Here is a 21,952-nt window from a genome sequence, read left to right as displayed (position 1 = left end):
TGGTGCGGGAAGTGGTCGAGCCGGTGTGGAACGGCGAGCGGACGCTCAGCCGACGCGTTCGATCGCGGCGGCGAGCCGGGTGGTCGAGCGGCCCGGGTGGAACGGCACGGTGACGACGCGGCCACCCCACTCGGCGAGGGTCGCCGTCTCGGGCAGTTCGCTCGCGGTGTAGTCGCCGCCCTTCGCCCAGACGTCCGGGCGGAAGCGGCGAAGGGCCTCGTCGGGGGTGGACTCGTCGAACACCACGACGGCGTCGACGCAGTCGAGCGCCAGGAGCAGCTCGACCCGGTCGTCCTGGGTCATGATGGGCCGGTCGGGGCCCTTCAGTGCGCGGACCGACGAGTCCGAGTTGAGGCACACGACCAGGCAGTCGCCGAGTGCACGGGCGGCCGACAGGGTGCGGGCGTGTCCGGCGTGCAGCAGGTCGAAGCAGCCTCCGGTCGCGACGACGGTGCCGCCGGCGCTGCGGACGTCGTGCACCAGGCGCATGGCGTCCCGGTCGGCCCCGGGGACGGCGAGCGGCGCGGGGCCGTCGTCGGCGAAGAGCGCGGTGACGCCACCGGCGGCCAGGTACTCGGACGCCGCGACCACGCCGGCGGAGACGGCATCGGGGACGTCCGCCCCGGATGCCAGGGCGACGGCGACGCCCGCGGCGAGCCGGTCGCCGGCACCGCAGGGGTCCCCGGCGCTGACGGACGGAGCGGGCACGAAGCGGCTGTCGCCCTGCGCGTCGGCGAGCAGCGCGCCGCGGTCACCCATCGTCACGGCGACGGCACCGGCCTGCCACTGTTCGACGAGCCGGGCGGCGGCGACGGTGGCGAAGGGCACACCGTGTCCCTCGACGTCGGTGAAGCGTCGTGCTTCGGCCGCGTTCGGGGTGGCGACGGTGGTGCCGGGGACGGGGGCGGCGCCCTTGGGGTGCGGGTCCCACACCACCGGCAGGTGCTCGGCCGCACGGGTGAGGGCGTCACGGAGTGCCGGGGCAGCGGCGACCCCGCGGCCGTAGTCGGCGACGACGATCGCGTCGACGCCGTCCAGTGCGGCGGTCATCGCGTCGGTGGCTCCGGGCACGGGCGGGGTCGCGCAGCCCTCGTCGATCCGGACGAGGGCGTGGTCGACGACGCGCACGCGGGTCTTCACGGGGGTGGGGACTCCGGACGGCCCGGCGACGATCGTGACGTCGGGGAGCAGGTCGCGGACCTCCTGGGCACGGCCGTCGTCGCTCAGGACGGTGACCAGGGTGACGTCGTGGCCGTCGCGGGCGAGCATCGTCGCGACGAGTCCGGCACCACCGGCTCGGCGGTCGTCGGTGGCGACGTCCACCACGGGGACGGGGGCGTCCGGGCTCAGGCGCTCGCTCGTGCCGGACACGTCGACGTCGAGCAGGGTGTCCCCGACGACGACGATGCGGAAGCGCGGGGCGGCGGCGCGGCCGCCGGCAGCGCCGGAACGCTGAGCGGCGTCAGCAGCCCCGCTCATCGACGGCCCCCGCGACGCAGCGTCGGCTCCATCGCCTTGCACAGCGCGTGCACCAGGACGAGCTGCGCCTCCTGCACGTTGGCGGACGGCCCCTCGATGCAGATCGCGTCGTCGACCAGGTCGGCGAGCGGGTTCGGCCGGGACCCGGTCAGGGCGAGGGAACGGGCACCCACGGCACGAGCGGCCTCGGCGGCCCGCAGCAGGTTCGGGCTCTTGCCGCTCGTCGACAGCAGGACGAGGACGTCGCCGGCCCGGGCGTGGGCCGACACCTGCCGTGCGAACACCTGGTCGTAGCCGTAGTCGTTCCCGATCGCGGTGACGGCCGAGGTCTCGGCGTGCAGCGAGATGGCCGAGTACGCCGGTCGGTCACCCTCGAAGCGGCCGGTGAGCTCGGACGTCAGGTGCTGCGCCTCGGCGGCCGAGCCGCCGTTGCCCGCGGCGAGCAGCCGACGCCCGGCGACGAGCCGGCCGGCGATGTCGTCCGCCCACTCGGCGATGTGGTCCCTGTGGTCGACGAGGGAGGCGATCACGGGGACCGACGCCGCGACGTGGTCGACGACGACGCGGGCACTGTCGGTGACGGCGCGGTCCTCGAGCCCGGTCTGCTGGTCGATGGTCATCGTGCGGTCCTCTCCGTCGACTGCGCGGCGCGGGTGACCCGGCCGGCGTGGGTGGTGCGCGAGCGGCCGACGGCGGGCCCGGTGGTGCTGGCGGACGACGTCGCGCCGGCGAGCAGGCGCTCGTAGACGCGCTCGCTGTCGGCCGCGACCTTCTGCCACGTGTAGCGGGACTCGGCGCGGTGTCGACCGGCACGGCCGTACGCCTCGCGGCGCTCCGGGTCGTCGAGCAGTGCGCCGACGGCCTCGGCGACCGCGGTCTCGTCGCGCGGCGGCACGTGCAGGCCGGTGGCGTCCTCGACGACGGTGTCGATGAGCCCGCCGACGCTCGACGCGACCACCGGGCGACCGCAGGCCATCGCCTCGAGCGGCACGATGCCGAACGGCTCGTACCAGGGGGCGCAGACGACGACGTCGGCGCTGCGGTAGACGGCGGGCATGTCCTGCTGCCCGAGCTGCCCGCGGAACGTCACGTGGTCGCGCACGCCGAGTGACCGGGCGAGGGTGTCGAGGCGCTGGTACTCGGGGTCGTCCACCAGGTCGGCACCGGCGACACCGGCACCGCCCACGACGACGAGCTCGACGTCACGGCCCTGTTCGACGAGCGCGGCGAGTGCGGCGATCGTCGTCCCGACGCCCTTCCGCTGCACGAGTCGTGAGGCGGTGAGCACCCGGAGCGGACGGTCGCGCTGTTCGACGGGGCCGTCCGGACGGAAGAGCGACACGTCGACCCCGCACGGCACCACGGAGATGCGGTGCAGCGGGACGCCGAGGGCCTTGAGCTCGAACGCCTCGTCCGAGCACGTCGCGACGACCTGGTCGACGCTCCGGCCGACGGCGGGTTCGACCCACTCGCGCTCGGCCGGGCTGGTGTCCGCGGCACCCTGGTGCCGACGCTTCACGACACCCAGGGCGTGGAAGGTCTGCACCACCGGGATCCGCATCCCACCGGTCCGGGCCTGCACCTGCGTCACCGCGTCGAGGGCGGCGTGACCCGACATCCAGAAGTGCGCGTGCACCACGTCGGGACGGTCGAGGAACCACTCGGCGGCGAGCACCGACGCGAACGTCCCCATGAACGGGAACAGCTCGTCCTTCGGCACCGTACGCGCGGGACCGGCGTCGACGTGCACGACGTCGACGCCGGGACGCAGGGGCACACGGACCGGCTGCGACGCGTCGTCGCGCCGCGTGTAGACGGTCACGTGGTGGCCGCGGTCGGCCAGCGCACCGGACAGTTCGGCGACGTGGACGTTCTGCCCACCGGCGTCGACCCCGCCGAGCACGGCGAGCGGGCTCGCGTGCTCGGACACCATGGCGATCTTCATCGCAGGCTCCCTTCGAGCGCGGCTCCCGCCGCACGGTTCCGTCGCGCACCGCGCGCGACGGCGTCGCCGAGCAGGTCGTCCCAGTCGGCCAGGAACCGACCGAGCGCGTGCCGTGCGAGCACGGCCTCCCGCGCCACGAGCCCCCGTCGACGCGCCTCGTCCGGGTCCTCCAGCAGCAGCCTGGAGGCCCGCACCAGCTCCTCGACGTCCGTCGCGATGGCCCCGGCCTCATCCGGCACCGTGCGGGCCGCGTCCGTCGTCGCGAGCACCAGGACCGGCATGGCCATGTGCATCGACTCAATGAGCGACAGGCCGAGCGAGGTCCAGCGGTTCGGGTGCACGTAGGCCCGCCGTTCGGCGAGCGCAGCGTGCATGGGATCGGCCTTGACGTCGCCCAGCGCGACCACGCGGTCGCCGAAGCCGAGCTCCGGCAGTCGTTCGGAGCCGATGCCCCAGACGTCGACCGGGGCGACCTCGGCGAAGCGGGGGAGCAGGTCGGTGCCGACGACACGGTTGCGCCGGACGGGTTCGTTGATGACGACGCCGAGACGTTCGAGCGCACCGGTGTACAGCGGGCCGGGGTCGACGACGCCGTGCTCGACGACGGTGGTCCGGGTGGTGCCGCAGTCCCACATCAGGGCGTTCCAGTGCGTCACGTGCGCGATCGTCAGGTCGTCGCGGTCGCGCATCGGGTGCAGGCTGTTCGGCACGTCGACCCGGGGGGCGTTGTGCTCCACGAAGACGATCGGTACGTCTCGGCCACCGAGCAGACGGCGGGCTTCCTCGAGCTCCTCGGTGCGCTGCAGGACCACCACGTCGACCTCGGCCTCGGCGACGTCGGCCGGGTCGATCTCGATCGCGGAGTCCGGCCAGTCGCGCCCGCCGCGGCCGAGTCCCCAGGCGTCACGGGCCGGGGTGGTCGGGATGAGGTACTCGTGGGGGCCGCGGACGAAGGCGTCCATCCAGCCGCCGTGCACGTGCCACACGAGGATCCGCATGCAGGGCCTTCCGGTCGGTGTCGATGGGGTCGCTCCCCGCCGCTGCCGGAGCAGCAGGAGAAGGAGCAGGAGAAGCAGTGGCGCACGCTACGCAGCGCCTTCTGAGCCGCCCCGCAGACTTCTCCGATCAGTCCGCGAAACGCGGTGGACGAGCCGTTCGTGGGCCTCCAGGACGTCCGCGATGCGCACTCCGGACAGGCACGGGTGGCCGGGGACCGGGCACTCGCGAGCGCGGCTGAGACGGCACGGTGCGGTTTGGTCGCCGAGCAGTTCGACGAGCGGGGCGTACGGCGCCCACTTCACGGCGGGGACGACGGGCGAGAACAGACTCACGATGGGCGCTCCGACGGCGGCGGCGAGGTGGGCCGGACCGGTGTTCCCGACGACGACGACCTCGGCGCCGGCGAGGACGGCCGCGAGTTCGGCGGGGCTGGTGCGGCCGCCGAGGTCGATGCCGGTGTCGCCCGCCACGGCGGCGGTCAGAGCGCGTTCGCCGGGGGAGCCGGTGACGACGACGGGGACGCCGCGCTCGGCGTAGGCGGCGACCAGCGCACGGTGGTGGGACTCCGGCCACGACCGCGCCGGGACGCTGGCTCCGGGGTGGACGACGACGTAGCGGTCGAGGCCGGCCACGGGCGGGGGCAGGACGGCGTCGTGACGCACCGCGAGCTTCCCGTCGTCGTCCGGCGGCAGCCGGAACCCGGCCGCCTCGGCGATCCGCAGCGCGCGCTCGGGCTCGGGGAGGTCCTCGGGCAGGTCCTCGCCGGGGCGCAGCCGCACGTCGAGCAGGGACCCGGGGTGGTCGACCGAGGCCCCGGAGACCCGGGGGACCCCGGCCAGGCGCAGGAGCAGCGCGAGGGGCAGGGGCGACTGGTGGAAGGACGTCAGGACGACGGCCTCGTCGGGCTGTTCCTCGGCGACCAGCGCGCGGAACTCGGCGAGCAGGGCGTCGTCGATCGGACGCGCGGTCTCGGTGACCCACGGTGCCGCCCACACCCGCACCCGGTCGATGCCGGGGAGCAGGTCGGCGGCCGGCGCTCCCTGCGGTCCGCACAGCATCGTCACGTGCGCGGCCCCGGCGGCCACCGCGCGCACCGCGGGGCCGGCGACCAGGACGTCGCCGAAGGAGTCGAGCCGGGCGACGAGGACGCGCGGACCGGCGCTCACGCCCGGTCCGCCACGCTGCCGACGTGCTCGAGCACCAGGGTGACGGCCTCGTCCAGGTCCGCGGCGACGGTGTCGGCCTCGTCGACCTCCTCGCGGCGGGTGCGCGGGGTGGGCACGAGGATCCCCTGCGCGCCAGCGTTCCGGGCGGCCTGCACGTCGGCGCCGATGTCACCGACGACGACGATCGACTCCGGCGGGATGCCGAGCCGCTCGGCGGCGTCGAGGACCATCCCGGGCCGGGGCTTCCGGCAGGCGCAGTCGTCACCGGCGTCGTGCGGGCAGACGCACCACACGTCGAACGGGCCGACGAGCTCGTCGACCCGGGCGTTGGTGGCGTCGACCTGTTCGCGCGTGGCCATGCCCTTCGCGATCACCGACTGGTTCGTGACGACGCCGAGCTGCAACCCCGCGGCACGTGCCCGTTCGACGGCGCGGCGGGCACCGGGGACGGGGACGACCAGGTGCGGATCGGCGTTGTACGGGACGTCCACCACGAGGGTGTCGTCGCGGTCGAGGAGCAGGCCGCGGATGACGCGGTCCGGTGCGAGGGCCATGCTCCGTGACTACCGGTCGACGGCCGGGGACCACCCCAGGAAGAGCCGCGGAGCGCGGTCCCGGCAGGACCGTCAGCGTGTCGGGTCTACCGTCGCGGCGGTGACCGCCCTCGAGAACCTGCCCGACTCCGACGGACGCCCGGAACTGCTCGTCCTCCGGGCCATCAAGCTCGGCGACCTGCTCGTCGCCGTACCCGCACTGCACGCGCTCCGCCGTGCGTTCCCCGACCACCGCATCACCCTGGCCACCACGGCGTGGCTGGCGCCGGTCGTCGAACTCGTGCCGGCGGTGGACGTCCACCTGGCCCAGCACGGTCTCGACCACCCGATCGCGGTGCCGCACGGTGCCGTGGACGTCGCCGTCAACCTGCACGGAGCCGGCCCGGAGTCATCGGACCTCGTCGCCGCGCTCGCCCCGCGTCGGGTCATCGGCCACGCCGACCCGACCCACGACTACGAGGGCCCGGAGTGGCCGGACGACGTGCACGAGCGCGACCGCTGGGCGGACCTGCTCACGTGGCACGGCATCCCCGCGGACGCGACCGAGGTCCACATCGACCGCCCCGCCGATCCGCCGGTGGTCGCCGACGCGGCCGTCGTGCACGTGGGTGCCTTCCACGGTGCGCGGCACTGGCCGACGGACCGCTTCGCCGACGTGGTGCGCGGGCTCCGGGCGCGCGGTGCCGACGTGGTCCTGACAGGAGGCTCGGACGACGTCGTGCGCGCCCGTGCCGTCGCCGAAGCAGCCGGCCTGGCGCCGGAGGCGGTCCTGGCCGGCACCCTGGACCTGCAGGCCTTCGCCGCGGTGATCGCCGCGGCGCGGCTGGTCGTCACGGTCGACACCGGCGCCGCGCACCTGGCGACCGCCTACGGGGTGCCGTCGGTCGTGCTGTTCGGCCCGGCGCCGCCCGAGGCGTGGGGGCCGCCGTCGACCGGCCCGCACATCGTGCTCACCGACGCCTCGGTCCGTCGCGGCGACGTCTTCGCCGAGGACCCGGACCCGGCGATCCTGGCCGTGACCGCGGACGACGTGCTCGGCGCGGTGGACCGGCTCCGGGTGACCGCTCAGGCGGCCGGGCGGTAGCGTCGAGCGAGAGCCACCCGGACCTGCCGGACGCTCGGAGGGAGTCCTTCGTGTTCGAAGCCGCGAACATCCGTGACTGGATCGGTCTGCCGGTCGTCGACGAGGCCGACGACAAGGTCGGCACGCTCGAGAGCATCTACTACGACACCGCCACGTCCGAGCCGGCGTTCGGCGCCCTGACCACCGGCGTGGTCGGGTTCCAGAAGCTCGTCTTCGTCCCGCTGTTCGGCGCCACCGTCGCTCCGAAGCACCTGCGTGTGACGTTCCCGAAGAAGCTCGTCAAGGACGCTCCGTCGATCTCGACCGACGGCGAGCTCGACGCCGCGACCGAGCCGGAGCTGTTCCAGCACTACGGGCTGGAGTACCGCACCGGCAGCGGTGGCGAACGCCGACTCGGACGCCGCTGAGCCCGTCCCGCCCCACCGACCGACCCGATCCGACCGACCGATCCGCCGCACCCGCCCGGAGGCCGCAACTGCTCCGCACCGCCCGTACGACGCTGCTCGCCGCCCTGGCGGCGGTCGCCGTCGTCGGGCTGGTGGTGGCCGGTGTCGCGGCGCCGGGGCCGGTGGACTCCGCGTCGGCCGCGCCGATGTGGCCCGCCCCGCAGCCCTACCCGGTGCCGGACGCCCCGACCGAGCCGCTCGCCGACCTCCCGCCGGGCAGCGAGTACGTCGCCCTCGGTGACTCGTACTCCGCCGGCTACGGCCTGGGCGACCGGACCCGGCTGCCCACGAGCGCGTGCGTGCAGTCGGCCCGCGACTACCCGCACCGGCTCGCGGCACGGTTCGGCCTCGACCTGACCGACGTCACATGTGCGGGCGCCACCAGCGAGGACGTCACGACCGGACACCAGTTCAAGGGCGTCCCCCCGCAGATCGAGTCGCTGTCGTCGCGCACCCGGCTCGTGACCTTGACGATCGGCGGCAACGACGCGGACCTGTTCGGCACGGCCGCGTCGTGCCTGGCGATCTCGGCCGACGGCCCGGTGTTCTCCGGACGTGACGCGCCGTCGTGCGAGAGCACGCTCGTGCAGGACGGTGAGGACCAACTCAGCGTGAAGATCCAGTCGCGGGTCGCGCTCGGGATCGCCGACACCCTCGCAGCGGTGCAACGGGCCGCGCCGAACGCCGTCGTCGTGTTCCTCGGGTACCCGGCGATCTTCCCGGACACCGAGCACACCCCGGCGAAGGGCTGCTTCCGCTCGGCGCTCGACCTCGGCACGCTCGCGGGGTCGTTCCCCTCGGACACCTTCCCCTTCACCGACGACGACGTGGCGTACCTGCACGGCGTGCAGGAGGAGCTCGACGCCGTGTCCGCATCCGCCGCAGGCGCCGCCGGGGTCCGGTTCGTCGACGTCCTCGAACGCACCGAGGCCCACTCGGCCTGCGCCCCGCGGGACGAGCGCTACGTCGCCGGCGTCAGCCTGACCGGCTCGAGCGACCTGCGACGCATCGACCTGAAGGCCGGCGCCCTCCACCCGAACGGCCGCGGTGTCGCGTACCTCACCGACCAGATGGCCGACGCGATCCGGGAACTCGCCGGCTGACCCGTCCGGACCCCGCGCTGTCCGTGTGGGCCGCCGGTGGGACGACGCAGACCGGTGCCGCCGTCTCACGGACGACGTCGTGGAGCAGTGCGCCGGACAGCACCCGCACGTGCCCCCGTCCGAGCACCACGAGCGACGCCCGCCGGGTGCGCGATGCGATGGCGTGCCCCGGGTGTCCCTCCACGAGCAGCGGACGGATCCGCACCGCCGGGAACCGCGCGGTCAGGTCCTCGGTGACGCGCTGCAGCAGTTCGGCGTTCCGGGTGCGCCACCGCAGGGGGTCCTCGGCGAAGTCGGTGAGCCCGGTCCGGGTCAGCACCGGCATCTCCCACGCCCGGAGCAGCGTCAGTCGTCGGTGCAGCCGGACCGCCTCGGCGACGGCGATCGAGACGGCCCGTTCGTCGATCGGTTCCTCGACGGCCAGCACCACGTCGCCGTCGATCGGGTGCGGGCCCTCGGGGACGATCACGGTCGGCACGGCCGCGCGGACCGCGACGCGCGCCGGGTCGCCGCCGGCGGTCGAACCCCGTCGGCTCCGGAAGGTCCCGATCACCAGGAGGTCACCGCCGTCGGACTCCTCGACCAGGGCACTGGCGAACGGCCCGGCGTGCCGGTGCACCTCGACGGTGGCTCCGGGCAGGGCGGCGCGAGCGGCATCGGCCAGGCGGTCGGCGACCGGTCCGGGTCCCTCGATCGCCGGGTCGGCTCCGATGATCCGGATCCGCTCGATCCCGCTGTCCGCGCGGGCGGCGATCCACCGCAGCGCCTCGTCGTGCGGCATCGCGGCGTCCGCGGCCAGCGTCACCGTCGTCCATCGTTCGTCCATCCCGATCGGCCTCCTCCATCGCAGGTCCTCCGGGGGCGTCACACGGCGCTCCGTGCGCCAAACGGTACTCCCGGCGCGGGCGAGGGGAACCGGCGGTGGAACCGGGCACGTCGGGTGGTGCGCGGCGCGTGTGCGGTGATCCGGGCCTCCCGGCCGGGTCTGCGTAGTCTCGGGGCGTGGTCGTGAGCGCCGGACTGTTGCTGCACCGGACCGGTCCGTCCGGGCCCGAGGTCTTCCTCGCGCACATGGGCGGGCCGTTCTGGCGGAACCGGCCGCGTGCCTGGTCGATCCCGAAGGGGCTGGTCGAGGCGGGCGAGGAGCCGCTCGGCACCGCGCTGCGCGAGTTCGCCGAGGAGATCGGCGTGCCCGCCCCGGTGACCGCCGCTGACCTGACCGACCTGGGGGAGTTCCGCCAGGCGTCGGGCAAGCGGGTGCGGGTCTTCGCGGCACGGGCGTCGGAGTTCTCGGTCGACACCGTGCGGAGCAACACCGTGCGGCTCGAGCTGCCGCGCGGGTCGGGGCGGTTCGTCGAGGTGCCCGAGGTGGACGACGCGCGGTGGGTCGGGCTCGACGAGGCGCGGGAGCTGGTGGTGGCCGGGCAGGTCGCGGCGCTCGACGCCCTGGTCGCGCTGGGTCGCGCTGCTGGCGGTTCCTGACGCGCCGCTCGTGGTCGTCGAGGGGTCACGAACTGTCGTCCGGAGGGCCTCCAGGCGACACTTCTCGGCCACCCGGCGATCGGCACGCGGTATGTCGTGACCACTCGGCGGGGCCCTCTTGCTCGTGTCGGACACCGGACACGAGCCGCGTCCTCCGGATAGCCTGAGCGGGTGTCGGGTTCTCCGGCCCGACAGCAGGGGAGTACGCATGCGGCGCTGGAGCGCGGTCACAGGTGGGCTGACGGCCCTCGCACTCGGCGCAGGATTCGCGATCGGCGGCGTGACCAGCGCATCGGCCGAGCCGGTCGGCAACTGGGGGACCTTCACCCTCAGCGGAGCGAGCCGGGCGTACACCGGCACGATGACCCTGGCCGGGTTCCCCGAGACGACCTTCACGTCCGACTCCCGGCAGTCGACCGTCGTCAGCGGGGCATCGACGTGGCAGTCCGCCGCGACACCGGCCGGCGAGGTCTACGGGACGAGCCGCGGCCAGACGTACATGAACCAGCGGCCGAACGTCGACTCACCCACGTCCGGCGCCTCGACGACGACCTACACGTTCGCGGAGCCGACGCCAGGCGCGCAGAGCTGGTCGTTCGTGCTCGGCGACGTCGACGCCGACCGGGCGACCATCTCGGCCACCCTCTCCGGGGGCGGCGCCGCGACCGCCGAGCAGCTCGGCTACGAGAGCTCCTACAACTCGTGCTCGGCCGCCGTCGCCGGAGGGCCATCGTGCACCGCGGACCCCGACGGCACCACCGGGCAGGACCTGCCCTCGTGGGACCCCGCCACCCGGACCCTGACGGGGAACACCGGCGCCGTCGACACCGCCGGCGCCACGGCGTGGTTCACGCCGACCGTCTCGCTCGCCAGCCTGACGATCACGTACCAGCAGCGCAGCGGGTTCCCGGTGTACCAGACCTGGTTCGCCAACCGCACCGCCGCGATCACCGGCACGGCGACCCTCGACGGAGCGCCGATCCCCGGCGCGATCGTCCGCGTCACCGCTCCGCGCGGCACCGTGTACACGACGACGACCAACGCCGACGGCACCTACGCGCTCCCGCAGCTGCCGGTCATCGCGAACTACCGCGTCGAGATCACCCCGCCGGACGGCGCCGAGGGTCCTGACCAGCCCACGAGGGTCTCCCTCGCGCAGGCAGGCTCGCCGGGCGGCGTGGACCAGCAGGCCGACTTCGCGTTCACGTCGCCGGAGGACACCGCGTCGGTCATCGGCACCGTGGTCGACGAAGGCGGCCGACCGGTCTCGAACCTCGAGGTCGTCATCACCGACCCGGTCACCGGGGGCGTCCTCTTCGACACCACGACGAACAGCGACGGCGCCTACACCGGCTCGGACCTGCCGGCGGACATCGAGCTCGACGTGTCGGTCGCCGACGAGCCGCCCGTGACCATCACGACCGGCGACGACGACGCGGCACCGGCGGTCCCCGACGAGATCGACGCCCCGGCCGCGGTCGTCGCGACGGTCGCCGGCGTGGTCTCGCTCGACGGTTCACCCGTGCGCGCAGGAGTCGTCGTCGAGCTCGTCGACGACGAGGGCACCCTGGTCGCGGCGACGCAGACCGATGCCGACGGTCGCTACGTCTTCGCCACCGCAGCGGGCACGTACACCGTCCGGACCGAACGGCCCGAACCGGGGGCGACCGGGGCGACGTCGAACACCGGTGTGACGGCCGTCGCCGGCGAGCGTTCTTCGTCCGACCTGCCGTTCGTCTCCGCAGCACCCGCCGCCGAGGTCACGACCGATCAGCCCGGCACCGTCGTCGACACGAACGGCGAACCCGTTCCCGACGTGGAGGTCGTCGCGGCTCCGACGGACCCGCAGTCCGGCGATCCCGTGTCGGTCGTCACGGACGACGACGGTGCGTTCGACCTGACCGGACTGGAGCCCACGACCGAGTACGCCGTCTCGGTCGACGTCGAGGGGGCCCCGACGGCGACCGTCGTCACCCCGGAGTCGGGGGCTGCGACGCCGCTGGCGTTCGTCGTGCGGGCTGCGGCGAGTCCGGCTCCGGTTCCGGCTCCCGCGCCGTCGCCGTCGCCGAGCGGCGCGCCTTCGGCGACTCCGACCGACCCCGCCGCCGGGTCGGGCTCCGCACCGGTGTCCGGCCAGGGCGAGGCGGGGGACGGTGGACCTCTCGCCTCCACGGGCGCGGACCTCGGCCCGGGGCTCATCGCCGCCGGGGTGCTCGTGCTGCTCGGTGCGGCGCTGCTGACCTACCGCGCGGTGCGCAACCGCCGCCGTACGGACCACCTGCAGGACTGACCGCTCGGCGGGCGCGGCGGGCGCAGCGGCGGCGTTCGCGGGCGGGTTCGCCGAGGTCGCACGACACGCCGCCCGGGTCCGCCGAGGGGTCACGAACCGTCGCCCGCCGAGCCCGCAGACGACAGTTCAAGCGCCCCCGACGCTCCGCCAACGGCAAGTCCTGACCACTCGACGCGCCGACCTCCCGCGCCGCCGCAGTCGCACAACACGCCGCCCGGGTACGCCGAGGAGTCACGAACCGTCGCCCGCCGAGCCCGCAGACGACAGTTCAAGCGCCCCCGATGCGCCACCAACGGCAAGTCCTGACCACTCGACGCGCCGACCTCCCGCGCCGCCGCAGTCGCACAACACGCCGCCCGGGTACGCCGAGGAGCCACGAACCGTCGCCCGCCGAGCCCGCAGACGACAGTTCAAGCGCCCCCGATGCGCCACCAACGGCAAGTCCTGACCACTCGACGCGCCGACCTCCCGCGCCCGCCGCAGTCGCACAACACGCCGCCCGGGTACGCCGAGGGGTCACGAACCGTCGCCCGCCGAGCCCGCAGACGACAGTTCAAGCGCCCCCGATGCCCCACCAACGGCAAGTCCTGACCACTCGACGCGCCGACCGACCACTCGACGCGCCGACCTCGCCGCCCGCGTCGGCCCTCAGCGCGTCCGCGGCCGCCGCACCGAACCCGTGACGACGCCGATCGACCCCGTGACCGTCTGGATCGCCCGCCCGACGACCGGCACCGACGTGGTGACGACCGCGAGCGACGACGTGATGGCCTCGATGGACGAGGTCGACAGGTGCTCCTGCGTGTGCGTGTGCACCGGGAACCCGCGGCGCGCCAGCACGACGACCCCGAGCGCCCCGACCAGCACCGCGCCGCCGGCGAACGGCAGGTACTGCAGCCCGACGATCCCGAGTGCCTGCCCGCCGAACGCCGCGCCACCGGCGATGCCGATGTTCGACGCCCCGTTGACCAGCGCGCCGGCGATGTCGGGGGAGACGCCTCCGGCACGGATCGCCGCGGCCATGAAGAGCGTGCCGGTCGTGCCGTTGGCGGCCATCCACACCCCCGCGACGACCATCGTCCCGATCAGGGAGCCGTGCACGAACGGCATCGTCGCGAAGGCCACGGCCATCACGGCGACCGAGGCGATCAGCGTCTGCCGGGGCGCACGGTCCACGAACATGCCGGCGAGCCAGAGCCCGACGACACCGGTGCCGCCGAGTACGAGCAGCGCCCCGCTCACCATCCCGGCGTCGAGCCCGGCGTCGATCGCGTACGGCCCGATGTAGGTGTAGACGACGTAGTGCCCACCGAACAGGAGCATGTCGGCGATCACGACGGACAGCAGGCCGGTGCGCGCCCAGGCCTTCGGCGACCCGATGTGCGGCGACGAGGCACCGCGGACGGCGGGCAGGAACAGCAGGGCGACGACCGCGAGTGCCGCTGCGGCCACACCGACGGAGAACACGGCCTGGCGCCAGCCGATGTGCTGCGCGACCCAGGTCGCGATGGGCACGCCGAGCACGAACCCGAGCGAGCTGCCCGAGTACACGAAGGCGATCGCCCGCCCGGCGAGCCGCGGCGGCACGATCCGGGTGGCGTACGCCGAGGCGACCGAGAAGAACAGTGCGTGCGCGATGCCGCCGACGACACGTCCTGCGCAGACGACCGCGAAGGACGGTGCGAGCGCGACCATCAGGTTCGACACGGTGTAGCCGACGAGCGTGGCGACGAGCACGGTCTTGCGGGGCAGCTTCGCGGTGAACGCGGTGAGCGGCAGCGCGAGGAGTGCGACGGCCGCGGCGTACACGGTGATGACGATGCCCATGGTGGCCTCGGTCACGCCGAGGTCGGCGCTCATCGTGCCGAGCAGCCCGACGGGCATGAGCTCGGTGGTGATGGCGAAGAACGTGGCCAGTCCGAGCACGGCGATGCCGACGATCGACTGGGTGGTGACGGTGATCGGCCGCGTGTGGGTCGACACGGCCGAGGTGGTGGTGTTGGTGGACACGCTGCTGACCTCCTTGCGAGGCACGGTGGAGCGCGCGACGATGCCGATCGTTCTGACGGCGGTGACCGGGAGGGTCTGCTGGGCGCGCTCGCTGGCGGATGTGGATGATGTGGGTACGACTCCACGACGAGTGCGCTGCTCCAGTGTTGCACGACGGAATGGCGCTCGCGAGGGCCTCCAGCAAATACATCGGAGCGCTCCAACGAAACTCTCAGCTCCGGTCACAGGGACAGCACCGCCACTCAGTACGCGTTCGTCACCCGACCCTGGACTCCACCGCCGCGCAGCTCGATCGTCAGCGTGCCGCTCCTGGACTGCGCGGACATCGACACCGATCCGTGCAGTGCCGCCTGCCGCGGGAAGCACGCCGTCGACGACTCGATGCGGTCCGCCGTCGCCACCAGGCAGATCGTCGACCGGTCCGTCCCGATGCCGGCCCAGACGTTCCAGGGCGTCTCGGCGGTCCCGCCGTCGAGCGCCCGGTTCGTGAAGACCAGTCGCGTCGTGTGCAGACTCACCGGCGCCGCGACCGGCCCCGGCAGCTGGTCGGCGTACGTCTGCGGGACGTCGAGCAGCTGCTCGAGCGTCACCGTCCCCGCCGTCGGCGTGACGCTCGGCGCCGCGGCGACGTCCGGGCGCGCGGTCCCGACGAGTGTCCCGGCCGCGAACGCCACGCCCACCGCGGCAGCCGCACCGCCCGCGATCCACGCGCGTGGACGCTCCGTCCACAGCCAGCGACGCCACCGGGACCGCGCGGTGGGCACGGCCTGGAGGCGCGGCTCACCCCCGCCCTCGACGGTCCCGTCATCGGAGTGGTCACCCGCACCGCCGTCGGTCGCCTTCGACACGTCGGCTGCAGCAGGCAGGGCAGCCCCGCTGGCGGGCAAGGACACGGGACCGGCCGCGGGCACCTGCTCGGGCGCGGACGCGGGCTCTGGACCCGACCGTGTCGCGGACGGGAGGGACGTGCGGGCCGGATCCGGGCCTCCCGGCAGTGGATCCCGCGCCGTCGCGACCGCACGCGCGCGGGGTCGCCGTCCGCGTTCCAGGTCCTGCAGGGCGATCCGGGCGCGCGCAGCGTCCGCCGGGCTCGATCCTGCTCCCCAGGCGACGGCCTCGAGCCGTGCCCGTTCCGCTGCCACGTCGTCGTGGGCCATGCGCACTCCCGCTCTGCCGGTCGCGTGGACAGGTCCATCGTGGCACCGCGCAGCCGTGCGCGCGCACCCAGAACGAGGGAGTAGGCGTGGTGCATGAGCACCGACCCCATGCCGCAGCACGACGCCGACGCCGAGACCCTCGAGCCGCTGAGCCACGACACCCAGTCCGGCGAGGCCGACTACGTCGCGACCAGCCCCGGCGGTGCCGGCACGGAACGCCACGTGCCGACCGCCGACGAGGAGCAGGGCCGCGGCACCGAGTACGACCCGGTCGACCAGGGACCGCAGCAGGAGGGCCAGGGCGGCTAGCGGACCACCCGTCGCAGCACGGCGCGTTCGCCGTAGGTCCAGGCCGCACTCGTCACGACGTAGAGCGCGGCGGCGAGCGGTGCGATCGCCGCGAACACGACCGTGATGAACGGCACGTACCGACCCACGGCGGCGGTCGCGGCGGACCCGGGGGCACCCGGTTCCGGTGCCGGTACCGGGTTCCAGTGGGCGTTCGACCGGCGGCTGAGCTCGACGACGACCGCCAGCACCGCCAGCAGGACCAGCACCACCCAGGCGTGCACCCACAGCGGCGACGTGAGCGTGACGACGAGCGAGTGGCCGAGCGGGACCCCGACGAGCGTCGCCTCCAGCAGGGCGTTCGCGGTGCCGTCGATCGAGGCGTGCGTGAACAGGGCGTAGACGAGCGACACCACGGGCGCCTGCGCCAGGACGGGCAGGCAGCCGGCCAGCGGCGAGACCTTCTCGTCGGTGTACAGCTGCTGCACCGCTCGCTGCAGCCGCTGGCTGTCGCGGCCGTGGCGCTTCCGCAGCGCCGCGAGCTGTGGTGCGAGGCGCCGGCGGTCCCGTTCGGCCCGCACCTGCAGCACGGACAGCGGGACGAGCACGAGGCGGACGGCCAGGGTGAGGAGCACGACGGCGATCGCCGCGGCGAACGAGCCGGCGACGGGGGAGAGCGCCGCGGTGAGGGCGGCGACGAGCTCTGCGCCGCCGTGCAGCAGCGGGCCGACGAGGGGCAGGGTGGACAGGTCCATGACGGTTCCGATCGGTGGTGGGTCAGCGGGGTGCGTGAGTGGCCCGACCACCGGTCGGCGGTCAGGCCGGGGTCGCGACCCCCGGTGCCCGTGAGCGGACGTGTCCGTCGGCGTCGGGGTGGCTCCACCCGATCCGGGTGACCAGGTCGGGGACCGCCGACCGACCCGACACGGCTGCCGATCCGACCCCGAGGACGGCCGCGAGCACCGCGACGAGCAGCCGGGCGAAGACGACGGTCACGGCGACCGCGGTCAGCCCGAGTGCCGCCACGGCCAGCAGGGGCAGCACCCCGGCGGCCGGGTCGCCGAGCACCAGCGCGGCGGTGGCGCGGAGCAGCAGCAGGACGGCGGTCATGGTCCGTTCAGCGTAACGCCCGCGTGCCGTCGAGGACCGGAAGGTGCGGCGGGGGAGGATCACGGCATGACCGCAGGTTCGCCGAGCACCCCAGCGACCGTCGCGCTCGAGACGGCCGGGGTCCCGTACACGCCGCACGTGTACGAGCACCACGAGAGCGCCACCAACTTCGGAGAAGAGGCGGCCGCCGCCCTCGGGCTGCGCGAGGAGCAGGTCTTCAAGACCCTGGTCGTCTCCGTCGACGGCACCCTCGCCGTCGCGATCGTGCCGGTGGCGAACCGGCTCGACCTCAAGGCGATCGCCGCCGCGGTCGGGGGCAAGAAGGCGACGCTGGCCGATCCGGCCCTCGCCGAGAAGCGCACGGGCTACGTCGTCGGCGGCATCAGCCCGGTCGGCCAGAAGACCCGGCTCCGCACCGTGCTCGACGAGTCGGCGCTGTCGTACGCGAGCATCTTCGTGTCCGGCGGACGTCGCGGATTCGACATCGAGGTGGCGCCGACGGACCTCGCGCGGATCACCGAGGCGGTCTCCGCAGCCATCGCGCGGACCTGAGTCGAGTCGCCGCAAGTTTCTTCCGGACCCGGGAATGACCCGAGCCCTCCTGCGTTGCATTGAGTCGAAGGCACTCAAGTTCCCCAGGAGGTCCCTTTGCCAGAGACGTTCGGCCCGACCGGTAGCAACGACTCGTTCGACGAGTTCCTCGCCCGCCTGCTCGCGGCACAGCGCACCGGTGACCAACAGCGCGTCCGCGCGTTCGGTCGACCGGTCGACATCACCCGGCTGCTCAGCCGCCGGACCCACGAGCTGCTCCAGCACACCGCCGAGTACGCGGTCGCGCAGGGGCAGCGCGAGATCGACGCACTGCACATCCTGCACGTGCTCGTCCGCACCGAACCGTTCGACGCCGTCGTGCGTTCCGCCGGGGTCGACCCCCAGCGACTCGCCGAGGAGATCGAGCAGCGCCTGCCGATGGCGCACGAGCCGCTGGCCGAGCAGACCGGCCGCCCGGCACTGACCGGCACCGCCCAGCGCATCCTCGTCGAGGCGACGCAGGCCGCGCGGGGCTTCGGCAGCACCTACACCGACCCCGAGCACGTCTTCTTCGCGCTCGTGATGGACCAGGAGACCGTGACCGGTCAGCTGCTCGCCAGCGCCGGGATCACCCCGCAGGTCATGCAGGACTACGCCCAGCAGGCCGCGGCAGCAGCACGAGAGGGGCGCCCCATGCCCGGAACACCCGACGCCGTCGGCGCCGATCAGGCCACCGACAGCGACACCCCGACGCTCGACCAGTTCGGCACCGACCTCACCCAGCGCGCCCGTGACGGGCACGTCGACCCGGTGATCGGCCGCGCCGACGAGATCGAGCAGACCGTCGAGATCCTGCTCCGTCGCACCAAGAACAACCCGGTGCTGATCGGTGAGCCCGGCGTCGGCAAGACCGCGATCGTCGAGGGCCTCGCCCAGCGCATCGTCGACGGTGACGTCCCCGCCCTGCTGCAGGGCAAGCGGGTCGTCGCGCTCGACCTGCCCGGCATGCTCTCCGGCACCCGCTACCGCGGCGACTTCGAGGAGCGCCTCACCAAGGCGATGGACGAGATCGCGGCGCACGCCGACGAGCTCATCGTCTTCGTCGACGAGCTCCACACCGTCGTCGGCGCCGGTGGCGGCGGCGAGGGCGGCTCGATGGACGCCGGCAACATCCTCAAGCCCCGGCTCGCCCGTGGCGACCTGCACCTGGTCGGCGCGACCACGCTCAACGAGTACCGCCGGATCGAGAAGGACGCCGCGCTCGAGCGCCGGTTCCAGCCCGTCACGGTGGGGGAGCCGAACGTCGAGGACGCCGTCGCGATCCTGACCGGCCTCGCCCCGCGCTACGAGGAGCACCACGGCGTCGTCTACACGCCCGAGGCACTCCGCGCGGCGGTCGAACTCTCGCACCGCTACGTGACCGACCGGCACCTGCCGGACAAGGCCATCGACCTCATCGACCAGGCCGGTGCACGCCGCCGCCTCGCCCTCTCGGGCGACGTCGACGTCGAGGCACTGCGTGCGCAGGTCGCCGACCTGACGGCCCGCAAGGACCGCGCGGTCGCCGAGGAGCACTACGAGGAAGCGTCCGACCTGCGTGACGAGATCGTCGGACTGGAGGCCCGGATCACCGCCGCCTCGTCGGCGGACGCGAGCCGCGCCTCCCGTCCGGAGTCCGCGGACACCTCGATCACGGAAGGTGACATCGCCGCCGTGGTCTCACGTGCCACCGGGATCCCGGTGACCCGCCTCGGCTCGGCCGACAAGACGCGGCTCGCCGCACTCGAGTCCGAGCTGCACGACCGCGTCGTCGGCCAGGACGACGCCGTGCGGGCGATCGCGAAGGCGGTGCGGCGCAGCCGGACCGGCATGGGTGACCCGCGCCGTCCGGTCGGCAGCTTCCTGTTCCTCGGCCCGACGGGCGTCGGCAAGACCGAACTCGCGAAGGCCCTGGCGTCGTCGCTGTTCGGTGACGAGTCCGCCATGCTCCGCTTCGACATGAGCGAGTTCGGCGAACGCCACACCGTCTCCCGTCTGGTCGGTGCCCCTCCCGGGTACGTCGGCTACGACGAGGCCGGCCAGCTCACGGAGCGTGTCCGCCGCAACCCGTACTCGGTGATCCTGCTCGACGAGGTCGAGAAGGCCCACCCGGACGTCTTCAACCTGCTGCTGCAGGTCCTCGACGACGGCCGGCTCACCGACGGGCAGGGGCGGACGGTCGACTTCCGGAACACCGTCGTCATCATGACGTCGAACATCGGCTCGGAGTTCCTGGCCTCCCGCTCGGGAGCGCTCGGATTCTCCCCGGTCGGTGCGACGGACGGATACGCCGAGGACGACCTGCGGGCCCGCGTGATGGGCAAGCTGCGCGAGGCGATGCGTCCCGAGTTCATCAACCGCATCGACGAGATCGTGCTGTTCCGCAAGCTCGACCGGTCGCAGATCACGTCGATCGTGTCCCTGCTGCTGCAGGACACGGCGCTCCGGCTGGTCGCACAGGACATGCTCCTGTCGGTGTCCGACGCGGCGGTCGACTGGCTCGCCGAGCACGGGTACGAGCCGGAGTACGGCGCCCGCCCGCTCCGTCGGCTCATCCAGCGCGAGGTCGACGACCGCATCGCGACCCTCGTGGTCGAGGGCGGGGTCACCGCGGGTGACACCGTGCGGATCGACGTCGAGGGCGACTCCCTGACGGCGAGCGTCGCGGAGCACGCGGCGGTCTAGTCCGGTCGCACGCGCACACGAAGGCCCGGTACCGATTCGGTACCGGGCCTTCGGCGTGCACGGACCGCCACGGTGTTCGGGAATGCAATTCCGGACGTTTTCCGGAAAAGGGGTTGCGCTCCGAATTGCGGTGCCGATAGTGTTCACTCGTCGCGAACGGTCGAATATTCGACCCGGACGACTCCGCCAGCTCGAGACCGAAAGGGGGCCGACCCATGATGATCACAACGACCACTCCGTTCCGTGGAATCCGTGGACGCGTCGGTACCCCGTTCCGCGTCCGCTGACCCGGGGCGTCCCACTCTCCTGACACCTGTGCCTCCGGGCACCGTGCGCTGAGCCGATCAGGCTCGCGCAGCACCGGTTCGTTCGTCTGCTGAACGGCTCGACGGCCCGTTGATGCGTGCCGTCCGATCTGCGCGGACGACGCCGGAAGAATGTCGGTGGACAGTGCGACGCTCTCGGGGTCGACGAGCATTCCGCGATCGTTGTCCGAACATTTCCGGACCATCCCGGAGTGCATTCTCACGCATTCAATTCCTGCTGCCCGCAACCCGGGCGGATTCGTCATGCCCGACACCCGGGCAGCTCTGCCGTGCCCTGAAGGGGAACACCGTGTCCACGAAGACCACCACCCGTCCACCCGATACCCGCGCGGTGCGCCGCCGGGTCTCACTCGCCGACCGCATCGCACTCCGAGTCGGGATGTCGCTGATCATCTGGAGCCGACGCACCCGCAAGGAGCGGCCCGAGGTCGACCTCGCCACGCTGGCCCGCCTCGAGCGCGAACGCCAGCAGCGCGAAGCCGACTGGATCACCCAGGGCGCCGCCATGCGGATGTGGCGCTGACCGGCGGCGCGCCGGTGCCTGCGCCGGCCGCGCCGCACGCACGCTCGGTGCGAGGTTCCGTCCACCGTGACCGCCCCTCGGGGTGGCACCACGTCCGGAACCTCGCACCATGCCGGGCACCCCTCGCACCGTGCGGGGCGTCCGGACGCACTCCGGGCCTCCCGTACCGTTGGCGGGTGACCGAAACCGCAGCTGCACTCGTCGAACGCCTCACCGCCCTCGTGCCGGACTTCCCGAAGCCGGGGGTGCTCTTCCGTGACGTGACGCCGGTGTTCTCCGACGCCGTCGCGTTCGGGCGCGTGTGCGAAGCACTCGCGGCACCGTTCGCGGTCGGAGCCGGGTTCGACGCCGTCGCCGGCATCGAGGCCCGCGGCTTCGCGCTGGCCGGGGGCATCGCCGCCCAGCACCAGGTCGGTGTGCTCACCGTGCGCAAGGCGGGCAAGCTCCCCGGCGAGGTCCTCAGCGAGCAGTACGCGCTGGAGTACGGCGAGGCCGAACTCGAACTTCGCCCGGGCCAGCTGCCCGCGGGCACGCGGGTGCTCGTCGTCGACGACGTCCTGGCCACCGGGGGCACCGGAGCCGCCACCATCACGCTGCTCGAACGGGCCGGGTACCAGGCGATCGGCTTCGCCGCCCTGCTCGAGCTCGACGGCCTGGACGGGCGCGAGCGTCTCGAGCCGCGGCTGCCCGTCGCGACGCTCGGCGCCGTGCCGGCCTGAGCGCGGGCGACCGCAC

21 protein-coding genes are annotated in these 21,952 nt (G+C 73.6%); 10 read left to right on the top strand and 11 right to left on the bottom strand.

Annotation, left to right across the window (positions count from 1 at the left end; translation table 11 throughout):
- Nucleotides 1-45 precede the first annotated feature (45 nt).
- The 6 genes from DEI85_RS08310 to DEI85_RS08285 form a co-directional block, all read right to left on the bottom strand.
- Nucleotides 46-1,479 (bottom strand): PfkB family carbohydrate kinase, encoded by a 1,434-nt coding sequence (locus DEI85_RS08310; RefSeq protein WP_258376241.1) that lies wholly within the window; start codon nucleotides 1,477-1,479, stop codon nucleotides 46-48.
- A complete protein-coding gene (locus DEI85_RS08305; protein ID WP_110859969.1) occupies nucleotides 1,476-2,099 on the bottom strand; it encodes a D-sedoheptulose-7-phosphate isomerase in 624 nt (207 codons plus the stop codon). Before DEI85_RS08305 ends, DEI85_RS08310 begins: the two co-directional genes overlap by 4 nt.
- Nucleotides 2,096-3,424 carry a glycosyltransferase gene (locus DEI85_RS08300; protein ID WP_111122989.1) on the bottom strand — a complete coding sequence of 443 codons (1,329 nt, stop codon included), beginning with the start codon at nucleotides 3,422-3,424 and terminating at the stop codon, nucleotides 2,096-2,098. The genes DEI85_RS08305 and DEI85_RS08300 overlap by 4 nt, the downstream gene beginning before the upstream one ends.
- Nucleotides 3,421-4,422: a glycosyltransferase gene (locus DEI85_RS08295; RefSeq protein ID WP_110859974.1), complete on the bottom strand. Its 1,002-nt coding sequence runs from the start codon at nucleotides 4,420-4,422 to the stop codon at nucleotides 3,421-3,423. The genes DEI85_RS08300 and DEI85_RS08295 overlap by 4 nt, the downstream gene beginning before the upstream one ends.
- An 87-nt stretch (nucleotides 4,423-4,509) precedes the next feature.
- Nucleotides 4,510-5,589, bottom strand: coding sequence for a glycosyltransferase family 9 protein (locus DEI85_RS08290; RefSeq protein ID WP_110859976.1), 1,080 nt, complete (start codon nucleotides 5,587-5,589; stop codon nucleotides 4,510-4,512).
- Nucleotides 5,586-6,143, bottom strand: a complete 558-nt coding sequence (locus DEI85_RS08285; RefSeq protein WP_111122988.1) for a D-glycero-alpha-D-manno-heptose-1,7-bisphosphate 7-phosphatase — start codon at nucleotides 6,141-6,143, stop codon at nucleotides 5,586-5,588. The genes DEI85_RS08290 and DEI85_RS08285 overlap by 4 nt, the downstream gene beginning before the upstream one ends.
- A 100-nt stretch (nucleotides 6,144-6,243) precedes the next feature.
- Between DEI85_RS08285 and DEI85_RS08280 the strand changes: the two genes are divergently transcribed.
- The 3 genes from DEI85_RS08280 to DEI85_RS08270 all read left to right on the top strand — a co-directional run bounded on the left by DEI85_RS08280 (nucleotide 6,244) and on the right by DEI85_RS08270 (nucleotide 8,776).
- Nucleotides 6,244-7,227, top strand: coding sequence for a glycosyltransferase family 9 protein (locus tag DEI85_RS08280; protein ID WP_111122987.1), 984 nt, complete (start codon nucleotides 6,244-6,246; stop codon nucleotides 7,225-7,227).
- Between the two features lie 50 nt (nucleotides 7,228-7,277).
- Nucleotides 7,278-7,634: a PRC-barrel domain-containing protein gene (locus DEI85_RS08275; protein ID WP_110859982.1), complete on the top strand. Its 357-nt coding sequence runs from the start codon at nucleotides 7,278-7,280 to the stop codon at nucleotides 7,632-7,634.
- 134 nt (nucleotides 7,635-7,768) lie between these two features.
- Nucleotides 7,769-8,776: an SGNH/GDSL hydrolase family protein gene (locus tag DEI85_RS08270; RefSeq protein WP_284183503.1), complete on the top strand. Its 1,008-nt coding sequence runs from the start codon at nucleotides 7,769-7,771 to the stop codon at nucleotides 8,774-8,776.
- On the opposite strand, the gene DEI85_RS08265 is transcribed toward DEI85_RS08270, so the two are convergent.
- Nucleotides 8,733-9,602, bottom strand: coding sequence for a universal stress protein (locus tag DEI85_RS08265; RefSeq protein ID WP_111122985.1), 870 nt, complete (start codon nucleotides 9,600-9,602; stop codon nucleotides 8,733-8,735). The genes DEI85_RS08270 and DEI85_RS08265 overlap by 44 nt on opposite strands.
- Nucleotides 9,603-9,778: 176 nt before the next feature.
- Between DEI85_RS08265 and DEI85_RS08260 the strand changes: the two genes are divergently transcribed.
- Both DEI85_RS08260 and DEI85_RS08255 read left to right on the top strand, forming a co-directional pair.
- On the top strand, nucleotides 9,779-10,258 hold the full coding sequence (locus tag DEI85_RS08260) for an NUDIX hydrolase (protein ID WP_110859988.1): 480 nt from the start codon (nucleotides 9,779-9,781) through the stop codon (nucleotides 10,256-10,258).
- A gap of 208 nt (nucleotides 10,259-10,466) precedes the next feature.
- Nucleotides 10,467-12,548, top strand: coding sequence for an MSCRAMM family protein (locus DEI85_RS08255; RefSeq protein ID WP_111122984.1), 2,082 nt, complete (start codon nucleotides 10,467-10,469; stop codon nucleotides 12,546-12,548).
- A gap of 648 nt (nucleotides 12,549-13,196) precedes the next feature.
- On the opposite strand, the gene DEI85_RS08250 is transcribed toward DEI85_RS08255, so the two are convergent.
- Both DEI85_RS08250 and DEI85_RS08245 read right to left on the bottom strand, forming a co-directional pair.
- On the bottom strand, nucleotides 13,197-14,558 hold the full coding sequence (locus DEI85_RS08250) for an MFS transporter (protein ID WP_146248964.1): 1,362 nt from the start codon (nucleotides 14,556-14,558) through the stop codon (nucleotides 13,197-13,199).
- Between the two features lie 242 nt (nucleotides 14,559-14,800).
- Nucleotides 14,801-15,715: a hypothetical protein gene (locus DEI85_RS08245; protein ID WP_111122982.1), complete on the bottom strand. Its 915-nt coding sequence runs from the start codon at nucleotides 15,713-15,715 to the stop codon at nucleotides 14,801-14,803.
- 93 nt (nucleotides 15,716-15,808) lie between these two features.
- Here DEI85_RS08245 and DEI85_RS08240 point away from each other — a divergent pair, with 93 nt between their 5' ends.
- On the top strand, nucleotides 15,809-16,024 hold the full coding sequence (locus DEI85_RS08240) for a hypothetical protein (RefSeq protein ID WP_027465592.1): 216 nt from the start codon (nucleotides 15,809-15,811) through the stop codon (nucleotides 16,022-16,024).
- On the opposite strand, the gene DEI85_RS08235 is transcribed toward DEI85_RS08240, so the two are convergent.
- Together DEI85_RS08235 and DEI85_RS08230 are read right to left on the bottom strand one after the other, a co-directional pair.
- The gene (locus DEI85_RS08235) at nucleotides 16,021-16,758 is read right to left on the bottom strand and encodes a YidC/Oxa1 family membrane protein insertase (protein WP_111122981.1); all 738 of its coding nucleotides are present in this window, start codon (nucleotides 16,756-16,758) and stop codon (nucleotides 16,021-16,023) included. The two genes, DEI85_RS08240 and DEI85_RS08235, sit on opposite strands and share 4 nt — an antisense overlap.
- A gap of 61 nt (nucleotides 16,759-16,819) precedes the next feature.
- Nucleotides 16,820-17,113, bottom strand: a complete 294-nt coding sequence (locus DEI85_RS08230) for a hypothetical protein (protein WP_110859998.1) — start codon at nucleotides 17,111-17,113, stop codon at nucleotides 16,820-16,822.
- A gap of 66 nt (nucleotides 17,114-17,179) precedes the next feature.
- Here DEI85_RS08230 and ybaK point away from each other — a divergent pair, with 66 nt between their 5' ends.
- From ybaK to DEI85_RS08210, 4 genes are all read left to right on the top strand, one after another.
- Entirely contained in the window at nucleotides 17,180-17,665 is a 486-nt protein-coding gene (gene ybaK / locus DEI85_RS08225; RefSeq protein ID WP_110860000.1) for a Cys-tRNA(Pro) deacylase, read from the top strand.
- A 96-nt stretch (nucleotides 17,666-17,761) separates the two neighbouring features.
- Nucleotides 17,762-20,368 (top strand): ATP-dependent Clp protease ATP-binding subunit, encoded by a 2,607-nt coding sequence (locus DEI85_RS08220; RefSeq protein ID WP_111122980.1) that lies wholly within the window; start codon nucleotides 17,762-17,764, stop codon nucleotides 20,366-20,368.
- A gap of 615 nt (nucleotides 20,369-20,983) precedes the next feature.
- Nucleotides 20,984-21,217: a hypothetical protein gene (locus DEI85_RS08215; protein WP_146238520.1), complete on the top strand. Its 234-nt coding sequence runs from the start codon at nucleotides 20,984-20,986 to the stop codon at nucleotides 21,215-21,217.
- Between the two features lie 176 nt (nucleotides 21,218-21,393).
- A complete protein-coding gene (locus DEI85_RS08210; RefSeq protein ID WP_110860004.1) occupies nucleotides 21,394-21,936 on the top strand; it encodes an adenine phosphoribosyltransferase in 543 nt (180 codons plus the stop codon).
- Nucleotides 21,937-21,952: the final 16 nt, after the last annotated feature.

Source organism: Curtobacterium sp. MCBD17_026 (genome assembly GCF_003234895.2).
Taxonomy (GTDB): Bacteria; Actinomycetota; Actinomycetes; order Actinomycetales; family Microbacteriaceae; genus Curtobacterium; species Curtobacterium flaccumfaciens.
The sequence above is the reverse complement of the archived record's forward strand: the minus strand, read 5'-3'. Positions and strand labels throughout refer to the sequence as shown.

Bases quoted from the DNA above. Each gene is read 5' to 3' on its own strand.
- DEI85_RS08265 (WP_111122985.1), bottom strand. From the start codon at position 9,602: ATGGACGAACGATGGACGACGGTGACGCTGGCCGCGGACGCCGCGATG.
- DEI85_RS08300 (WP_111122989.1), bottom strand. From the start codon at position 3,424: ATGAAGATCGCCATGGTGTCCGAGCACGCGAGCCCGCTCGCCGTGCTC.
- DEI85_RS08240 (WP_027465592.1), top strand. From the start codon at position 15,809: ATGAGCACCGACCCCATGCCGCAGCACGACGCCGACGCCGAGACCCTC.
- DEI85_RS08285 (WP_111122988.1), bottom strand. From the start codon at position 6,143: ATGGCCCTCGCACCGGACCGCGTCATCCGCGGCCTGCTCCTCGACCGC.
- DEI85_RS08305 (WP_110859969.1), bottom strand. From the start codon at position 2,099: ATGACCATCGACCAGCAGACCGGGCTCGAGGACCGCGCCGTCACCGAC.
- DEI85_RS08235 (WP_111122981.1), bottom strand. From the start codon at position 16,758: ATGGACCTGTCCACCCTGCCCCTCGTCGGCCCGCTGCTGCACGGCGGC.
- ybaK (WP_110860000.1), top strand. From the start codon at position 17,180: ATGACCGCAGGTTCGCCGAGCACCCCAGCGACCGTCGCGCTCGAGACG.
- DEI85_RS08230 (WP_110859998.1), bottom strand. From the start codon at position 17,113: ATGACCGCCGTCCTGCTGCTGCTCCGCGCCACCGCCGCGCTGGTGCTC.
- DEI85_RS08310 (WP_258376241.1), bottom strand. From the start codon at position 1,479: ATGAGCGGGGCTGCTGACGCCGCTCAGCGTTCCGGCGCTGCCGGCGGC.
- DEI85_RS08295 (WP_110859974.1), bottom strand. From the start codon at position 4,422: ATGCGGATCCTCGTGTGGCACGTGCACGGCGGCTGGATGGACGCCTTC.
- DEI85_RS08245 (WP_111122982.1), bottom strand. From the start codon at position 15,715: ATGGCCCACGACGACGTGGCAGCGGAACGGGCACGGCTCGAGGCCGTC.
- DEI85_RS08255 (WP_111122984.1), top strand. From the start codon at position 10,467: ATGCGGCGCTGGAGCGCGGTCACAGGTGGGCTGACGGCCCTCGCACTC.